The organism is Armatimonadota bacterium (assembly GCA_022563855.1).
In the GTDB taxonomy this organism is placed as follows: domain Bacteria; phylum Armatimonadota; class Fimbriimonadia; order Fimbriimonadales; family Fimbriimonadaceae; genus JADFMN01.
Window position 1 is genome coordinate 419,638 of the sequence record JADFMN010000001.1, and the last position, 16,126, is coordinate 435,763.

Consider the following 16,126-nt stretch of genomic DNA (forward strand, 5'->3'; position numbering starts at 1 on the left):
AAGTGCCGAATAACGATGTGCCGCTCCCGGCCAGTGACGGGTACATTGGGGCGAAGATGGACATACGGCCTTGGCACCGGTTCTACGACAGCGGGGTGCCGACGAGTCCTAGGTTCGAGAACGTTCCGATTCCGGAGTATCTCAAGCGGTCGGCGACGCTATACGGCAGCTCCACGGCGCTCATTTATATGAACTGCCACATGAATTACCGCCATCTCAAGGACGACGCGAATCGGTTCGCGACCGCGCTGGTAGATCTCGGAGTCGGCAAGGACACCAAGGTCGGCATCCAACTGGCCAACATCCCCCAGGCAGTGATCGCCTACTACGCCATCCTCTCGCTCGGAGGACAGGTAGTCATGACCAATCCCCTTTACGTCGAACGAGAGCTCGAGCATCAGTGGAACGATGCCGAATGCTCCGTGGTCGTCGTCAGCGACTACTTGTTCGAGAGTCGCATCCGGGCCATCCGGGACAAGCTCCCCGTCAAGCACTACATCGTGACGTCGATTCCGGACTACGTTCGGTTCCCGCTAAACTTCATACTCTCCCTAAAACTCAAACGGGCGAAAACGCCGATGATCGCAAAGGTCGCTCCGGATGAAGGCATCTATAACATGATTGACCTCATTCGGTCCAACCCGCCGAATCCTCCCGCGGTCGAGATCGATATCGACGATGTCGCGGTGCTGCAGTACACAGGCGGCACGACTGGCGTCTCGAAAGGTGCGATGCTCACCCATCGCAACCTGTCGTGCAACGTGCAGCAGATCAGCTCCTGGTTCACGGGCGTCGAGCCCGGCAAGGACGTTTTTCTCGCCTGTCTGCCCTACTTTCACGTTTACGGAATGACCGTCTGCATGAACTTCCCGATCTCCGTTGGGGCAGCGATCGTGCTCATGCCTGACCCGCGGGACATCTCGCGACTGATCTCGAACATCGCGAAACACCGGGTGACAATGTTTCCAGGGGTGCCGGCACAGTTCAACTCCATCAACAACTTCCCCGGGATTGAGAACTTCGACCTCACCAGCGTCAAATCGTGCTTCTCGGCTTCGGCCGCGTTGCCGAGCGCTGTCCGGGAGAGGTTTGAGGTAGTTACGCGCGGGACGATCGTCGAGGGGTTCGGGATGACCGAGACGTCGCCTGTGACCCATTGCAACCCCCTCGGCGGCACGCGCAAGATCGGCAGTATCGGGGTGCCGGTTCCTGGCACAGACGCAAAGGTCGTGTCGCTCGAAGACGGCACGACGGAGCTGCCGGTCGGTGCGGAAGGCGAGCTCCTAATCCGAGGCCCGCAGGTGATGAAAGGGTACTGGAAGCAGCCGGGTGAGACCGAAGAGGCGATCAAAGACGGCTGGCTCTACACAGGGGACATCGCGACCGTCGACGAAGACGGTTACTTCTTCATCGTCGGTCGCAAGAAAGAGATCATCATCGCGGGCGGATTCAACATCTACCCCGACGAAGTGGACGACGTGCTCATGGCCCATCCCGCCGTCTTGGAGTCGGGCACGATCGGTATTCCGGACGAGAAGCGCGGCGAGACGGTGAAGTCTTTCGTTGTACTGGCCTCGGGCCGATCTGTGACGGAGGAGGCGCTGATCGAGTACTCCCGCAAGGAGCTCGCCGCCTACAAGGTTCCTCGGCAGATCGAGTTTCGAGATTCGCTCCCCAAGAGCGCCGCCCTCAAGATCCTTCGGCGGGAGCTGCGCGATGAGGAATTGAAGAAGAATTCCGAGAGCGACCGATAACCGGTGATTGCGACCCGCTCCAACCCTCCACACTATGAGTATGGAGGGATGATAAGACACCCGGACCGGCTTTCGCTACTACCTTAAGTACTCCTCGAGCACACGCACATCCAGAATTGTAACGAACCGGTGATCGCTTTCGATGATCCCGTTCTTCTGCCACCGGCTCATCACACGGATCGTCGACTCAACGGTGGTTCCCGCCATCTCGCCGATGTCCTGCCTCGTCAGGGGCACCTGAATCGTCACACCTTTCTCAGACTCCTTGCCGTACGACTCGCTGAGCAGCATGAGAATGAGCGCGATGCGCTCGTCGACCTTGCCCGTAGACATCTTGGCCATCATGTCCATCGTCTGCCGCAGCCTGTTGGTCGTGCGGCGCAAAAGCTGGTTCTTGAACTCTATGCGGCCGTCAAAAATTGGCATGAAGTCGGCCTTCGGGATCTTGAGGTACCACATGTTGCAGACCGCCCTCGACTCCAGCGGACATCCGGTTCCCTCGACCGTGCCGAGAAGGCCAAATATCTGGCCCGGCCCCATGATCTCGGACGTCACCTCGTGGCCGTTCGCCAGGCTCTGCACCATCTTGACGAAACCCACGCCGACCAGCCCGTAAAAGTCGACCTCGTTCCCGCGCATCCAGATCGTTTCCCCACGCTCGGCGTACGCCATGTGCGACACCGTCGCCAGCTCGTCCAAGTCTTCGCCCGTCAAGGAATTGAAGAGCGTGCTGGACCTGAGGGCCGCGATGTTCGTCGGCCTTTCGGGAGCTTGTGGCACTGCTTCCATTTTATCACGTGCTTCTTTGTAAACATTTCCTGCGGCGCATGCTAGGTCGTTTTTCAACCCGCCATCGCTTCCTCGATCCAACGCAGGCCAGCCATCATCGTCGGGAATCCGACGGTCGTAACGGCGAGCATCACGGCGTGGCGGACCTCTTGCTCGGTTGCTCCAGCTTCGATGGCCTTGCGGCAGTGGCTTCGTACCGCGCTCTCAAGGCACGCGCCTAGCGAGATGCCGATTTTGACCAGCTCCGCGTGCTTCCTTGTCAGCGGCCCTGAGTCGAGCGTCGCCTCGCCCAGCTTCTGGTAGGCATCGCCAATTTCGGGGTTCTTTTGCATGAACTCTACGTAATGTGAGGGTATCCGGGACATGTTCGTATCCTTCATTCTCGATTCATTTCTGACCCAGGACTATGATTCCCGTCATAGAAACGAATTTTCCTGTGTCGGAGAATACAGTATGGATGTCGAAGCAGAACGATGAATGACACTTCTGGTCACATTTCGGGTTGGTTCACCGGTCCGAACGCCGAAAACGGGGGCGCCTTCGCCGACGTGCTCCAGCGGATCTACCAAGATCACATCTACTGGCGACGGAACTACTTCCCGCAAGACGGCGTCGTGATCGATTCGCGAGTACGAAGGCAGAACGAACCGTTTCAAGACGAGTTCGAAGACCGTCTGATCGAGCTGCTTTCGAGGCTCAAGGCCGACTTTCCGTTCCACAGCCCGCGCTACGCCGCGCACATGATCGCGGAGCAGACGCTGCCGAGCATCGCCGGGATGTTCGCCGGGCTGCTCTACAACCCGAACAACGTAAGCTACGAGGCAGCCCCCGTGACGGTCGAGATGGAACTGGAGGTCGCACGGATGCTCGCCAACATGCTCGGCTACGGCGACGACGCCTGGGGGCATCTGACGAGCGGCGGCACGATCGCCAACATCGAGGCGTTGTGGGCGGCGCGCGCAGTGCTGTTTCTGCCGCTGGTCGTTAAGGACGTCTCGCTTTCGTTGGGTTTAGGGTTGCCAGAAGAGTCGATGGATGAACGGGCTTTGCTCGCGCTTTCTCCGACGCGGTCGTTGCAGTCTCTTGATGACTGCTTTGTGGCGGCGCGTAAGAAGTACGTCAACGCGAAGGAGTCGATAGCAGACGTCTTCCGGGCGATCAAAGATTCGCGGCACAACGTGACCGAGCGCGGGCTGGGAACTGTGCTGCACACGGTCGAGACAGAGCTTGTCGTGCTGACCCCAGAGACGCATCACTACTGCGTGCCAAAGGCGCTCGACCTTCTCGGGCTCGGGCGCGACACGCTCATTCGAGTCCCGGTGGACCACCAGTTCAGGATGCGGAGCGAGATGCTCCGCGTGAAGCTCGACGAAGTCGAGAAGGCGGGCAAGACCGTGCTCGCGGTCGTAGCGGTAGCAGGCACGACAGAAGAGGGCGCGATCGACCCGATTCATGAAATTGTCGCCGTGCGAGCACAGAACGAACTAGACGGCAGACAGAGCTTCTGGATCCATGCGGATGCCGCGTACGGCGGATATCTAAGAACCATGACCGTGCCAAAGAGGATCGGCCTGGGCAGCCCTATCACGACCGTCAAGATCGACGGCGAGGTGCGCGAGCTGGACATCTATCTGCCGCACGACTCGGCGTGCGACGCGCTCGAACAGCTAGGCGAGTGCGACTCGGTCGCGATCGACCCGCACAAGCTCGGCTACGTGCCGTACCCTGCAGGCGCGGTGTGCTTCAAGTCCGACCTGGTGAAGCCGGTGCTGAGACAGGACGCACCGTACATCGAAGGCGAGATGCAACCGCCAAGCGTGGAGCGGCGGTCGAAGGCGGTCGGGGTCTACATCCTCGAGGGGAGCAAGCCGGGCATGGTCGCCGCGTCGCTGTGGCTCAGCCACACCCTGATCCCGCTCGACTGTTACGGCCATGGCAGGTTGATGCAGGAGACCGTGCGCAACGCCGGCGAGCTTTACACGCTGCTGAACGAGCTGCCGAACCTCTCGCGCGGCCACAAAGTCAAGGCGGTGCCGCTCTGCCAGCCGGGCTCGAACATCCTGTGCTTCGCGTTCGTTCCCGAAGGATCGCAAAGAAGTTTGCGAGAACTGAACGAGATCAACAAGGCGATCCACTCGAAGTTCACGATCGAGCAAGGGCGCAAGAGCAGCATCTACGAACAGGAGTTTTTCGTCAGCCGCACAGTCCTGCGGCCCGACCACTACAGTTGGGAGACGGTCTCGGAGTTCGCCGGCAAAATTGGCGCAACAAGGGAGGAGTACGAACGCGAGGGAATCTTCCTGATGCGGTGCGTACTGATGAACCCGTGGTACACGCAGGCGAAGGAGAAGGGGCAGTACTTCATCTCCGACCTCGTCGCGGCGCTGTACCGCGAGGCTGCTGTTGCGTTCGGATTTGGTGAGTAATCGGTGTGTCTTTTGGAGTGCTCCGACGAGTCGGAGCTTTCGACAGTGCATGCAGGACGTTTATGCTGCAGAGGAATGCTTTCTCCACCGCTGGGTAAAGCGCGGACGCGTCCGCGCACTCCGAAAAGGGAAAGCAGCCCGTGACCCTAACACGGTATCTCGGCGTTCTTCCTCGCTTAGAGCCGACAGTTGACGATCACGCAGCTAAAGTCGTACGCCGTGACGCCGTACAGGCGTACCACGGAGCGCCCGGCCTGATCCGCGTGGCAAGAACCTTGGCATGAAGTTCACGAACGCGTTGTCGTCAGTTCGTTGCTCCGTTACCGTTCGGCTCGGTCGGGGTGCGAGACGGGTCGTCCATCGGCCCTGTCGGCCTGGCGTCCCTGCTGATCTTCAGGATCACCGTGTGCATCCAGACGAAGGCGACGATCGAGATGAGCGCGAGGAACAGCCAGCAGGTCGTCCACACGCCCGTGCCTTTCAACATGTAGCCGAATATGATAGGGCAAACAAAGCCGCCGAGGCCGCCGAGTACGCCGACCAGACCGCCGACGACGCCGACGTCGCGTGGGAAGTAGTCGGGGATGTGCCGGTAGACAGCGGCACTTCCAACGCCCATCGCTATGCCTGCGAAGAGCAGCAACACAGTGAAGATCCAGACGTTCGCCTGGAAATACACATGGGTCAAACCCTTGGCGATCAGCTGTTTCTTCGTGACCTGGTCGCCTACCGAGACCGCAGGCTCTTGCCAGGACTCGAAGGTCGGGAATACGAGCGCGCCCTCCTTCTCAACGCCCGTCTCTTCAGCCGGTTTCGGCTCTAGCTCGTACGTCTTGTCGCCGATCGTGACGCTCGTATCCGTCACTGCCGTGACCGTGCCCGGTTGAGCGGCCAAGATTCCCTCGCCGGGGGAGCTGATGTCCATGCGCGGCGCGACGATCAGCAGGAAGAACACGACGCAGGCGCTGAGCACCCAGTACATCGTCGCGCGTGCGCCGAACCTGTCTGCGCACCAGCCGCCGAGAGCCCTGATCGCGCCCGATGGCAAGATGAAGATCGACGCCATCATGCCGGCCGTCGCGAGGCTCATTGTATAGACGTTGAGGTAGTAAGGCACCAGCCACTGGGAGAGTGCGACGAAGCCGCCGAACACCAGGAAGTAGTAGTAGCCGAACCGCCAAACGCGGATGTCCTTCAGCGGTTCCAGCCGCTGTTTGAGCGTCTTGCCTGCTGCGCCTTCCGGCTTCTTGTTCGTCGTAAACAGCGCGAATAAAACTGTCATGACGATCAGCGCCAGGCCGTAGATCATCGGAAGGTACTTCCAGTTCTCCGGGTTGGCACCGTTGTCGGTAAGGTTTCGTAGCAAAAGCGGCGCGCCGAACGCTGTAATCGCAGCGCCGGCGTTACCAACGCCAAAGATTCCGAGAACCGTTCCTTGCCTCTCTTTCGGGAACCACACGGACGTGTAGGCGATGCCGACAGCGAACGACGTGCCCGCCAGGCCGAACGCCAATCCTGCCACGAACAACCCGGCGAACGACTGCATGAAACTGAGCAGGAAGCACGCTGCGGCGGTGATCAGCATGACGCCGATGTAAACCGGCTTGCCGCCGTACTTGTCCGCCATGATGCCCACAGGAAGCCGGAGAATCGCACCCGTGAGAACGGGGATACCGATCAGCCAGCCGATCTGTGCTTTGTCGAGCGTGAGCAAGCCGTTGTCGACCATGAAGGTCACGAGCACGCCGTTCATCATCCACACGGCGAAGCACACGGTGAACGCCAGCGTGTTCATGAACAGAATTCGGTTTGCTGGACTTCTTGTGCTCACGGCTAGATTCTTGACGCGCCGCAAGAGTGCATCTATGACGCCCGTCATAGCCCAGGACCATGCCGCATTTTCGAGCATCATGGACTCTTTGTTCCAGATATGACGGGCGTCATAGTTCGGACTCTTGACGCACCAAATACTTACATCACACGATCCTCATGGCAACACGTCACCCCGTTCCCGGACGAGCGAAGACTGAGGCGCCCAAGGAGGGCAACGTTCGCGTCGTTCGAACGACCGACAGTCCTAACTGCACTGGCGCTTGCGGATGGCTTGCGACGGTGGTCGACGACGTGATCGTCGACCTCAAGCCAGCGGCCGACTATCCGGATGAGGAGTACAACCCGCGCGGCTGCCTGCGCGGGATGTCGATGACGCATCTCATCTACGGGCCGGACAGGATCAAGACGCCTTTGATCAGAACAGGCGAGAGGGGAGAGGGCAAGTTCCGGGAGGCCACATGGGACGAAGCGCTCGATTTGATCGCGGACAAGATGAAGAAGGCGATGAAAGACCACGGGCCGGAGAGCGTCATGCTCTTCAACCAGGTCGTGGGGACCGGCTACGTGCAAAAAGGCGCGCAAGTCCGAATGGCTTCGCTGCTCGGCATGTCGTTCGGCACCGCTTACGATTTCAACGGCGACATTTCGATGGGGTACACGCAGACGCTCGGTATCGACAGCATTGAGTGCGAGTCGAAGAGCTGGGGTTACGCAAAGACCGCGATCCTGTGGTCGAGCAACATCTTCCAAACGCGCATACCCGACGCCCAGTTCTTGACCCGCGTCGCAAAGCAGCGCAACAACTGCAAGATCATCTCGATCGATCCACGCGCCAGTCAGACGGCGAAGGGCGCAGACCAGTGGCTACCGATTACGCCCGGCACAGACGGCCTCCTGGCGCTCTCAATGTGCCAAGTCGTGATGGAGAGGGAGCTGATCGACTGGTCATTTTTGCGCACGTACACCGACATGGCGACGCTCGTCAGGTCGGACAACGGGATGCGCGTAACAGCCAAGGACGTCGGCATGGGCGAAGAGAGCGAGTTCGTCGTCTGGGACGACACCCGCAACGGTCTGTTCACCCTGCCGATGGACACGCTCAGGCTTCCCGAGGGGATCGAACCGTCGTTCCGCGGAGTTCGCAAGCTCCAGATCGACGGCCAGGAAGTCGAGGTCACCCCAGTGTTCCAGCTAGTCGAAGACGTTGTGATGCGAGACGAGTACCGTCCGGAGAACGTCGCCAAGATCACGGACATCCCGGCAGAAACGATCAGGCAGGTCGCGACCGACTACGCGACCAACAGGCCGTCCACGATCATCGTCGGAATGGGCGTGAACCACAGGCTGCACGGCGATCTGACGATCCGGTCGATCCTGCTGCTGAGCGCGCTCGTCGGCGCGCACGGCAAGCCGGGCGAATCCGTTTCGATCTACTCCGGCCAGCACCACTTCCGGCTCGACGTCTCGCCGTGGTGGTTCCCCGACGGGAAGCGCCCGAACGCGGTTCCTGTGCACTACTTCATCTTGGGCCGTCCGACCAACTCGATGAACAAGAAGATCAAGTTCCCCAAGGACGGCTTCAAGGGATTCATTTGCTCGCACGCCAACCCGATGGTCACGGAGTTCAGCAACTTGATGAAAGCGGCGATGGACAAGCTCGACATCTTCGTCACCATCGACTTTCAAATGACGCCGACCTGCGAGTACTCGGACGTCGTGCTTCCTGCGCCGACGTTTTGGGAGAAGTACGAACTCGTCGCCACTGGCTGCCATCCGTTCTTGCAGATCCAGCAAGAGGTCGTGCCGCCGCAGTACGACAGCAAGACGGAGTACTGGATCGTCAAGGAGATGGTGCGACGGATCGATCCCGACTTGCTCAAATACTTTGAAGTTGACGAGTTCGGTGCGATGGAGATGATGCTCGACGCCCCGGACTGTCCGGAAGTGGCGGGCATCACGATCGAGCAGCTCAAGGCAGGCCCGGTTCGGCTGAAGGTACACGACCCTGAGTGCGGACTTGACGAACAGATTCAAGACTTCAAGCTGTTCCCGCCACGCGCCTATCCGTTCCCCGAGGGCGCGCAGCGGGAGTTCCTCAAGACCGGCCGCATGGAGTTCTACAAGGAAGAAGAGACGTACCAGAAGCTCGGTGAGACGCTCCCCGTTTTCAAGCCAGCGTTCTCGCACATGACGGACGACGAGCAGGCGCTTCCGTTCTGCATCGTCACCCCGCACTCCAAGTGGCGCGTGCACTCGACTCACTGCAACAACAACGTGCTGAGGAATCTGAACCGCAAGCCGGTCGTCGAGATCCATCCAGCCGATGCACTGACGAGAGGAATCGAGGACGACGACGAGGTCGAGGTGTTCAACGACAACGGTTCCTACAAGTTGTGGGCGCTGCTGACAGAATCGATCAAGCCCGGCGTCCTGTGCGTCGATCACGGCTGGTGGGATCGGTTCCTGATTGATGGGAAGTACCACTCCGTGCACTCGGAGCAGAAGATCAAGCCGACCCATGAGACGTACTATCTGCCAGCCGTCTACGCGCCGGGTCAACACTGGAAAGATACGAGAGTGAACATCAGGAGATCGAAGTAGATGCCGCGAATGGCGATGCTGATCGATCTCACTCGCTGCATCGGCTGCGACGCCTGCACGATCGCCTGCAAACAGGAGAACGGCACTCCCGTCAATACGTTTTTCGCGCGCGTGCTGAACGTCGAGGCCGGTACATACCCGAACGTCAAGCGCGTTTACATCCCGGTGCTCTGCAATCACTGCGACGACGCGCCGTGCTTGAAGGCTTGCCCGAACAAAGCGATCTTCAGACGCGACGACGGCATCGTGCTGATCGACCAGGATCGTTGCAAGGGGACGGGCGCGTGCGTCTCCGCCTGCCCGTACGGAAACGTATATCTTACCAAGACCGATGAGTGGTACTTGAACGAGGACGAGCCGTACGAGCGCGACTTTGTCAAACCAAGGCTGAAGGAGAACGTCGCGCGCAAGTGCACTTACTGCGCGCACCGCGTCGATCAGGGCTTGGATCCGGCTTGCGTCGTTGCGTGCCCCACGACTGCGCGGATCTTTGGAGATTTGGACGACCCGGACAGCGCGGTCTCGAAGTACATCGTAGAGCAGAAGGAGCTGACCGGACGAGATACGTTCCATTTGCTGCCGCAGGCGAAGACCAAGCCTGCAGGTCTGTACCTTGGCACCATGTCCGATCAAGAGAGCCACACGCACGGAAATCGGGCGACTGCTACCGGCGTCGAACCGGTCACCAGCAAAGCTCAGCGCTCTATCGAAACGCGTGAACTGGAAGCAGCGCCAGCACAAGCGACAGGAAAGAAGCTGCGGTTGCTGCCGATCATCGGCAGCCTGATCCTGCTGGCTGCCGCGGCCCTCGCATCTGGCCAGGAAGACGTAGAGGTCATGGAGCGCATCGCGCCGAGCGACGTGTATTCGACCTCCACCTGCATGGGGTGCCACGGCATCACCGGCAACGGCGGCATAGGCCCGCCAATAGCAGAGACCAAGCTCACAGAAATGGAGTTCCTCGCGATCATTCGCGACGGCAAGGGGATGATGCCAGCGACCCCTGCCGAAGCTCTCTCCGACGAAGACGCTAGGAGCATCTACTCAGAGATGCGGGCGAAAGAGGTGGACGAAGATCAGATCCCGATCGCCTACAAGGTCGGAAGGGTTCTATCGACCAAGAGCGTCATGCACATCTTCCTCTTCGCGGGGCTGTTTTCGATCTTCTTCGGTCTCAAGGTCCTGTTCTACTGGATCAAGATCTCCGGTGCCTGGGGGCTGTTGCCTCATCTCAAGAAATTCGGCTTTGGCAAAGCGATCGGAGTGTTCTCCTGGTCGCTCATCGTCGACGGGTTCCTCGTCGCGTCCCTGTGGCGGAAGAACAAGCAGCGTTGGTTCTTGCACGGGCTGATGCTTTACGGAATGTTCGGCCTCCTGCTCGCGGACATGCTGATGCAGATCTACAACCCTTCGCGGGGCGATTTGGAATTGACGCACCCGATCAAGCTGCTCGCGATAGTTGCCGGCGCCGCCGTGATCTATGGGGTCGGCTACGTCATGGTGCGATACAAGACCGACGAGTACATGGACAACGGCCTGACGCTCGGACGCGACTTCCTGTTCGTCAACTTGCTGTTCCATACCGTTTTAAGCGGATTCATGACGTTGACGCTGAACAAGGCCGGCGTCAACGACTGGCTGATGACGATTTACATTTATCACTTGACGTCGGTCGCGCTGCTCATCATGACCGCGCCGTTCACCCGCTTCGCGCACGCGTTCGTCGTTCCAGTCCTGGTCGGCATCACGCGCGTCGGGGAAGAGCTGGTGGCAAGCGGAGTCAACATAGCGTTCGAACGCGAACCGTCTCCGGGCAGGCACCACAAGAGCGAACAGATCGCCGCGCAGGTGATGGCAGAAATAGATCCAGGGTTTGAGGGCCCGATCAGGCTGCGCTACTACCCGTAGCCGTTTGGAAAGAAACAATGTGTGCAAGCAGAAACAACCGCGCAGAGTGCAACTGCAAAGACGAGCCGATGAGCAAGGAGCGACGCAAGTTTCTCGGTGGTTTGATCGGACTGTTCAACGCAGTGGTCGGGATCGCCGTCCTCGGTCCCGTGATCGGATTCATCGGTGCGCCGTTGGCAAAGAAGCTCAAAGGCGAGTGGGTGCCTGTGCTGGACGACGCGGACCTCGCAGTCGGCGAAACACGGGAGGCCAATTACTCGATGGTAATCAAGGATGGTTACCGGACGATCAACCGCAGCTACAACGTATTCCTGCACAGACACGACGATCGAATAGCCGCGTTCAACCCGTCCTGCACGCACCTTGGCTGCCGGATCGAGTTCCAAGACGACAAGGGGCGGTATTTCTGTCCCTGCCACGGCGGTGTATTCGACGAAAGAGGTGAGGTCGTCGCAGGCCCGCCACCGAGAGCGCTGGACCAGTACGAGACGAAAGTAGAGGACGGCAAGGTGTGGATCTACCGAGAGGTGTGATGTGAGCAAACGAGTCCTGACACCGGAGCAACCGATCGAGCAAGAGCCCGAGCGAACGCGCGAGGAACAGCTGGTCGCCGATCGCCCGCGCCTGCGGGACTGGCTCGAGCTGCGCCTAGGCTGGTGGGGCTTCGTTCGCAAGAACCTCGACGAGAAGATGCCCGCTGGCGTTGGCTGGTGGCAGACGCTTGGCAACCTCCTGCTAACGCTGCTCGTGTTCCAGTTTTCAACCGGCATAGCGCTGGCGATGTACTACTCGCCGAGCCCGGAATCAGCGCACGCAAGCATTCAACACATCAACGATGGTCTTTACTTTTGGGGCATCAACGTGGGGATCGCAACTCGCAGTCTGCACGTTTGGGGTTCGACCGCCATCATCTGCGTCACCGTGATCCACATCTTGCGCGTGTTCTTCTGGGGCAGTTACAAAAAGCCGCGCGAACTAACGTGGCTGATAGGCGTGCTGATCTTTTTCGTGATGCTCGCCTTCTCGTTCACCGGATACCTGCTGCCTTGGGACCAGACCGCGTACTGGGCGACCGTCGTCGGCACGAACATCGCGGGGACCGTCCCCGTCATCGGCGATGCGCTCTTGGTACTGATTCGCGGTGGCCATGAGGTCGGATCGCTCACCCTGACCCGGTTCTACGCCATCCATGTGATGCTGCTGCCTGGAGCACTCTTGTTCCTCACCGGCCTGCATCTGATGCTCGTGCGAAAGCACCACATCGCCGGACCTGTCAAGCCGCAGAAAGGGCCAGGCGTGCCTTTCTTTCCGGTGCAGCTGTTCAAGGACGCGGTCGTTGTGCTGTTCGGCGTTGGGCTGGTCGTCTATCTCGCGGCCGCATTCCCTCCAGGACTGGAGGCGATGGCCGATCCATCCGGGACGGACTTCGCGCCGCGTCCGGAGTGGTACTACCTCGGACTGTTCGAGCTGCTCAAGATCATGCCAGCCGGGTGGGAAGTGCTCGCCACGGTCGTCGTACCGGGCATCGTCAGCCTTGGGATGATCTTTCTCCCGTGGTTGGACCGCTCGGATTCCAGGCACCCGGCCATGCGGCAGTGGATCATCGTAACCGGCACGTTCATCATTCTGATGATCGGGCTGATGACGCTAAAAGGGATCCTCGATACACCGGTTCACGCGGAGCCGGAGCAGGTTGAGTCGGCCGTTGACGCTAACGTGACGAATCTTGCAGACGACGTTGATCCACCGTAAGCGCCCCAGCAGACGCCATGCGAAAGTTTCTCTTCAGGTATGCGCAGCCCGTCGTCGCCGCTGCAACGCTCCCTTACTGACGGAATAATGCCGCGCCAGCCTTGACGGATGATTCACGGTGCCGATCGATCTGTCCCGGGCGTGGATTAACCTTGATCTGGACTGTATCATACTGGGCAAGGCAATCCGCGACCTGAACAGCTCGGTGAGCGGGGCCTACGGATGCCGGAAACGCCCAAGATAAGCGGGCACACAGCTCAACGGGAATAAGCGTAAACAATCCGAACACTGTTGGCGAAGTAAAGGACGTTAGAAGCAAAAAGCGAGTGTGCTCCGGTTCATCGTCTTGTTAACCAGAATTGCCCTTCGTTTTTAAGTTCGCGGTCATACGCAGCGCGAATCGCTTCTTCAAGTTCGTTTGGCTTTACTTCGTACTTCTCGAATTCGTGTATGTTGTCCTGCTTGACGTGGAGCTGGCCTTCGCCAACGTTGCCACGGTGTTGGCCTTGAGAATAGTAGGGATTCGTTTCCACTTCGTGAGAAGATAGCACCCAGTACCGAATAACGTCTCGCCACACAGCGACCCACACGAATAGATCACAGCAGCCCGGCTTCACTTGCTGGAAATTCATCCAGAAGTTCTTCTTGGAATGGGATGCCAGCGCCTTGACGCACAGTGGAGCATCCATGTCCGCGTCCACCGGCGTGACGCTTTCACCTCGATGCGAATGTTGTCGAGGACAAGGTCGTATTGACCAGAGTAATCAGGATCAGTTTTCTTCGAGGGTTTCTGAAGCTCGGGAACCAATTCCTTCACGTGTCCCTGCGCCCAAGACTCGCCGAACGTGCGCGGCGCGCTGATCTCAAAGATATACAAGTAAAGATTCCTCGCGATGTAGTTGTCACGGAGCTCGTGATAGCCGTCTAAAGTCAAGACGTCCGTCGCCAGCAGAGTGGAAATGATGTACTCGTATTCGTTGAACGGATAAACTGACACGAGCGACTCGAGCCGATCGCGTACTTCTTGCTCGTTGGGTAGCTGCGCCAGCAGTGAATCAAGTTGTTCTTGTAGGTGTTCCATGCGAATCAAAACAACAATTTCTGAGCAGGCAAAGATTCGCTTTCCACCAGAGGGGCTGTGTCCGGTTCGACATCGGGGACTTCGTCTTCAAACGGATGTCCGTTTTGCCATCCGAGTCGCCCGGTCGTCCGAAAACGTTCAAGACGACGAATTGTGATCTCAGCGTAGATGGGATCGAGTTCAACCGTGAAGCATTTGCGTTTAAGGATTTCAGCCGCAAGCAGCGTTGTTCCGGAATGAGCGAAAAAGTCAACCACGAGATCGCCAGGATTTGAGCTTGCCCGAATGATTCGATCAATACACTTCAAGGGCTTCTGAGCATAGCAGCCGGAGACGTTCTCCTCCATCCGGTAAAATACCTGCTGGATGTCGACCCAAACGTTGCCCGCCCGAATCGTGTCCGACCGGCTTCGTTCGAGATTCTCTGTTATTTTCCCATTCACTTCCTTGTAGTACCCGCGCAGAATCTTGGGGATGTCCGTGTATTCGGCATCTACGTTGAACGTTGGCGTTCCCTTGATGTAGTACAGCAGTTCTTGCCGAACGGCCATCCAGTTCTTTTGAGTTCCATATCCGCGTTGGTTTCGCATCGTGATGAAACTTCGAGGAGCAAATGTTTGATTGCGCATCATCAGCATGAAATCCGGCAAGGGCTGAAAACCGTCGTTTTGATCCGCGCCCAGCCAGACGTAGAATGAGGCGTTTGAATCCAGCACGGCGTCCGTAACCCGCACCCATTTCTGGCACCAGTCGATATACTCGGTGATTGATCGACGTTCGAAGGCCGCGAGATTGTATGGGGGATCGTGAATGGCCAATTGGGCTCGCTGGCCGGCCATCACGTCTTGGATCGCACGGCCATCCGTAGCGTCGAGACAACCGACGCGGTGCCCGCACACATTATCTTTCCAAATGTCACCGGGTTGGAGTCGGCAGTGCGGAAGTAATTGCTCTCTGACATGCGGCGCTGCGTCAAGTCGCGGAAGTGGGTTGTTCTTCATATGTATGCGGCCTTCCGAGACGTGTGTTCTGTCTGGCTAACAATAGTTTGATTGAACTGCAATTAGCAGAACTGCGGTTTCCTGGGCGTATAACACGCACCTGAATCATCTGGCAGAGTCGCGCCAAGTCCAGTATCTCCTGTCGGCTGCGCCCTATCTCGCGAATTGTCACGGGGTTTTATGTGGATCGGAATAACATCCTCCCTGGATTACCTCAACGCCCGTCGATCGGACTGAGACCAACCGTGTCTGGATTACCAAGGCTTTGCTGTCCAGATCACACTCCCGCCAGGGAACTGCCTTCGTCGGGCTCCGTTGGCTAGCATGCAAAAAGCATACCCGCGAGCGGTGCCCGCTGCTACGTTGGTCTTTGCCGCAGATTAGCAGGGGATGACTCGATGACCGCGCGTCGGTATAATGCTTTGCGTACCGTGCGAGTCCTACTCAGCAAGTTCTGCGAATACGCAACCCAGCAGCGCAACGGACGGCATTCGATGATCGGCGTCTTCGACAACATCGTCGCGCCGGCCTTTCCGCTGGATCATCCACCGTTCTTCCTGTGCCTGCAGACGGAGTTTGAACCGACCGAGGCGGGGGAAGCGATGAACGTGCAGGCGATACTGATCGACGCGGACGGCAAGCAGGTGATGGACGTCACGGCCAGCGGCACGGTTCCGGGGGATTCGCGCGGCGGCGCGACTCGCATCTTCATCCAGTTCCTGCTGCCGCCGATAAGGTTTGAGTCGCCCGGCGACTATCGGCTGGACGTGATGTTCAACGGCAAGAAGGTCGGCGAAGAGAGGTTGCCGGTCATCGAGTCTGAAACGACGAAAGAACCTCTTAGGTTCTTCAACGCTTAGCGCAGAGGAGCGTCGAAATCTGCCGGGACGAACAGGCCGCACCCCGGCGAATCTGCCCACTAGCGTTAGACGCAGAGACAGCAGCCAGCAAAGCTGTTCGTCCATGCGTAGGCTGACGAAC

At 58.8% G+C, this 16,126-nt stretch carries 13 protein-coding genes; 7 read left to right on the forward strand and 6 right to left on the reverse strand.

Annotated features, from left to right (window positions below):
* Window positions 1-56 precede the first annotated feature (56 nt).
* Window positions 57-1,754, forward strand: a complete 1,698-nt coding sequence (locus IH944_02030) for a long-chain fatty acid--CoA ligase (protein MCH7903326.1) — start codon at window positions 57-59, stop codon at window positions 1,752-1,754.
* Between the two features lie 78 nt (window positions 1,755-1,832).
* Here IH944_02030 and IH944_02035 read toward each other — a convergent pair whose 3' ends face one another.
* A complete protein-coding gene (locus tag IH944_02035) occupies window positions 1,833-2,534 on the reverse strand; it encodes a Crp/Fnr family transcriptional regulator (GenBank protein ID MCH7903327.1) in 702 nt (233 codons plus the stop codon).
* 62 nt (window positions 2,535-2,596) lie between these two features.
* On the reverse strand, window positions 2,597-2,875 hold the full coding sequence (locus tag IH944_02040; GenBank protein MCH7903328.1) for a carboxymuconolactone decarboxylase family protein: 279 nt from the start codon (window positions 2,873-2,875) through the stop codon (window positions 2,597-2,599).
* A 141-nt stretch (window positions 2,876-3,016) separates the two neighbouring features.
* On the opposite strand from IH944_02040, the gene IH944_02045 reads away from it, so the two are divergent.
* Window positions 3,017-4,969, forward strand: coding sequence for a hypothetical protein (locus tag IH944_02045; protein MCH7903329.1), 1,953 nt, complete (start codon window positions 3,017-3,019; stop codon window positions 4,967-4,969).
* A 304-nt stretch (window positions 4,970-5,273) separates the two neighbouring features.
* Here IH944_02045 and IH944_02050 read toward each other — a convergent pair whose 3' ends face one another.
* Entirely contained in the window at window positions 5,274-6,848 is a 1,575-nt protein-coding gene (locus IH944_02050) for a NarK/NasA family nitrate transporter (GenBank protein MCH7903330.1), read from the reverse strand.
* 110 nt (window positions 6,849-6,958) lie between these two features.
* Here IH944_02050 and IH944_02055 point away from each other — a divergent pair, with 110 nt between their 5' ends.
* Genes IH944_02055 through IH944_02070 form a run of 4 tightly spaced genes read left to right on the forward strand, consistent with a single transcriptional unit; the run spans window position 6,959 to window position 13,063 of the window.
* Window positions 6,959-9,403 carry a molybdopterin-dependent oxidoreductase gene (locus IH944_02055; GenBank protein MCH7903331.1) on the forward strand — a complete coding sequence of 815 codons (2,445 nt, stop codon included), beginning with the start codon at window positions 6,959-6,961 and terminating at the stop codon, window positions 9,401-9,403.
* On the forward strand, window positions 9,404-11,311 hold the full coding sequence (locus IH944_02060; protein MCH7903332.1) for a 4Fe-4S dicluster domain-containing protein: 1,908 nt from the start codon (window positions 9,404-9,406) through the stop codon (window positions 11,309-11,311).
* Window positions 11,312-11,328: 17 nt separating this feature from the next.
* A complete protein-coding gene (locus tag IH944_02065; protein MCH7903333.1) occupies window positions 11,329-11,844 on the forward strand; it encodes a ubiquinol-cytochrome c reductase iron-sulfur subunit in 516 nt (171 codons plus the stop codon).
* Window position 11,845: 1 nt separating this feature from the next.
* Window positions 11,846-13,063: a cytochrome b N-terminal domain-containing protein gene (locus tag IH944_02070; GenBank protein MCH7903334.1), complete on the forward strand. Its 1,218-nt coding sequence runs from the start codon at window positions 11,846-11,848 to the stop codon at window positions 13,061-13,063.
* Between the two features lie 338 nt (window positions 13,064-13,401).
* On the opposite strand, the gene IH944_02075 is transcribed toward IH944_02070, so the two are convergent.
* Genes IH944_02075 through IH944_02085 form a run of 3 tightly spaced genes read right to left on the reverse strand, consistent with a single transcriptional unit; the run spans window position 13,402 to window position 15,145 of the window.
* A complete protein-coding gene (locus tag IH944_02075) occupies window positions 13,402-13,695 on the reverse strand; it encodes a hypothetical protein (GenBank protein ID MCH7903335.1) in 294 nt (97 codons plus the stop codon).
* Window positions 13,692-14,144, reverse strand: a complete 453-nt coding sequence (locus IH944_02080) for a hypothetical protein (GenBank protein ID MCH7903336.1) — start codon at window positions 14,142-14,144, stop codon at window positions 13,692-13,694. The genes IH944_02075 and IH944_02080 overlap by 4 nt, the downstream gene beginning before the upstream one ends.
* 5 nt (window positions 14,145-14,149) lie before the next feature.
* A complete protein-coding gene (locus IH944_02085; protein MCH7903337.1) occupies window positions 14,150-15,145 on the reverse strand; it encodes a site-specific DNA-methyltransferase in 996 nt (331 codons plus the stop codon).
* Between the two features lie 431 nt (window positions 15,146-15,576).
* Between IH944_02085 and IH944_02090 the strand changes: the two genes are divergently transcribed.
* Window positions 15,577-16,005, forward strand: a complete 429-nt coding sequence (locus IH944_02090) for a hypothetical protein (GenBank protein MCH7903338.1) — start codon at window positions 15,577-15,579, stop codon at window positions 16,003-16,005.
* Window positions 16,006-16,126 lie beyond the last annotated feature (121 nt).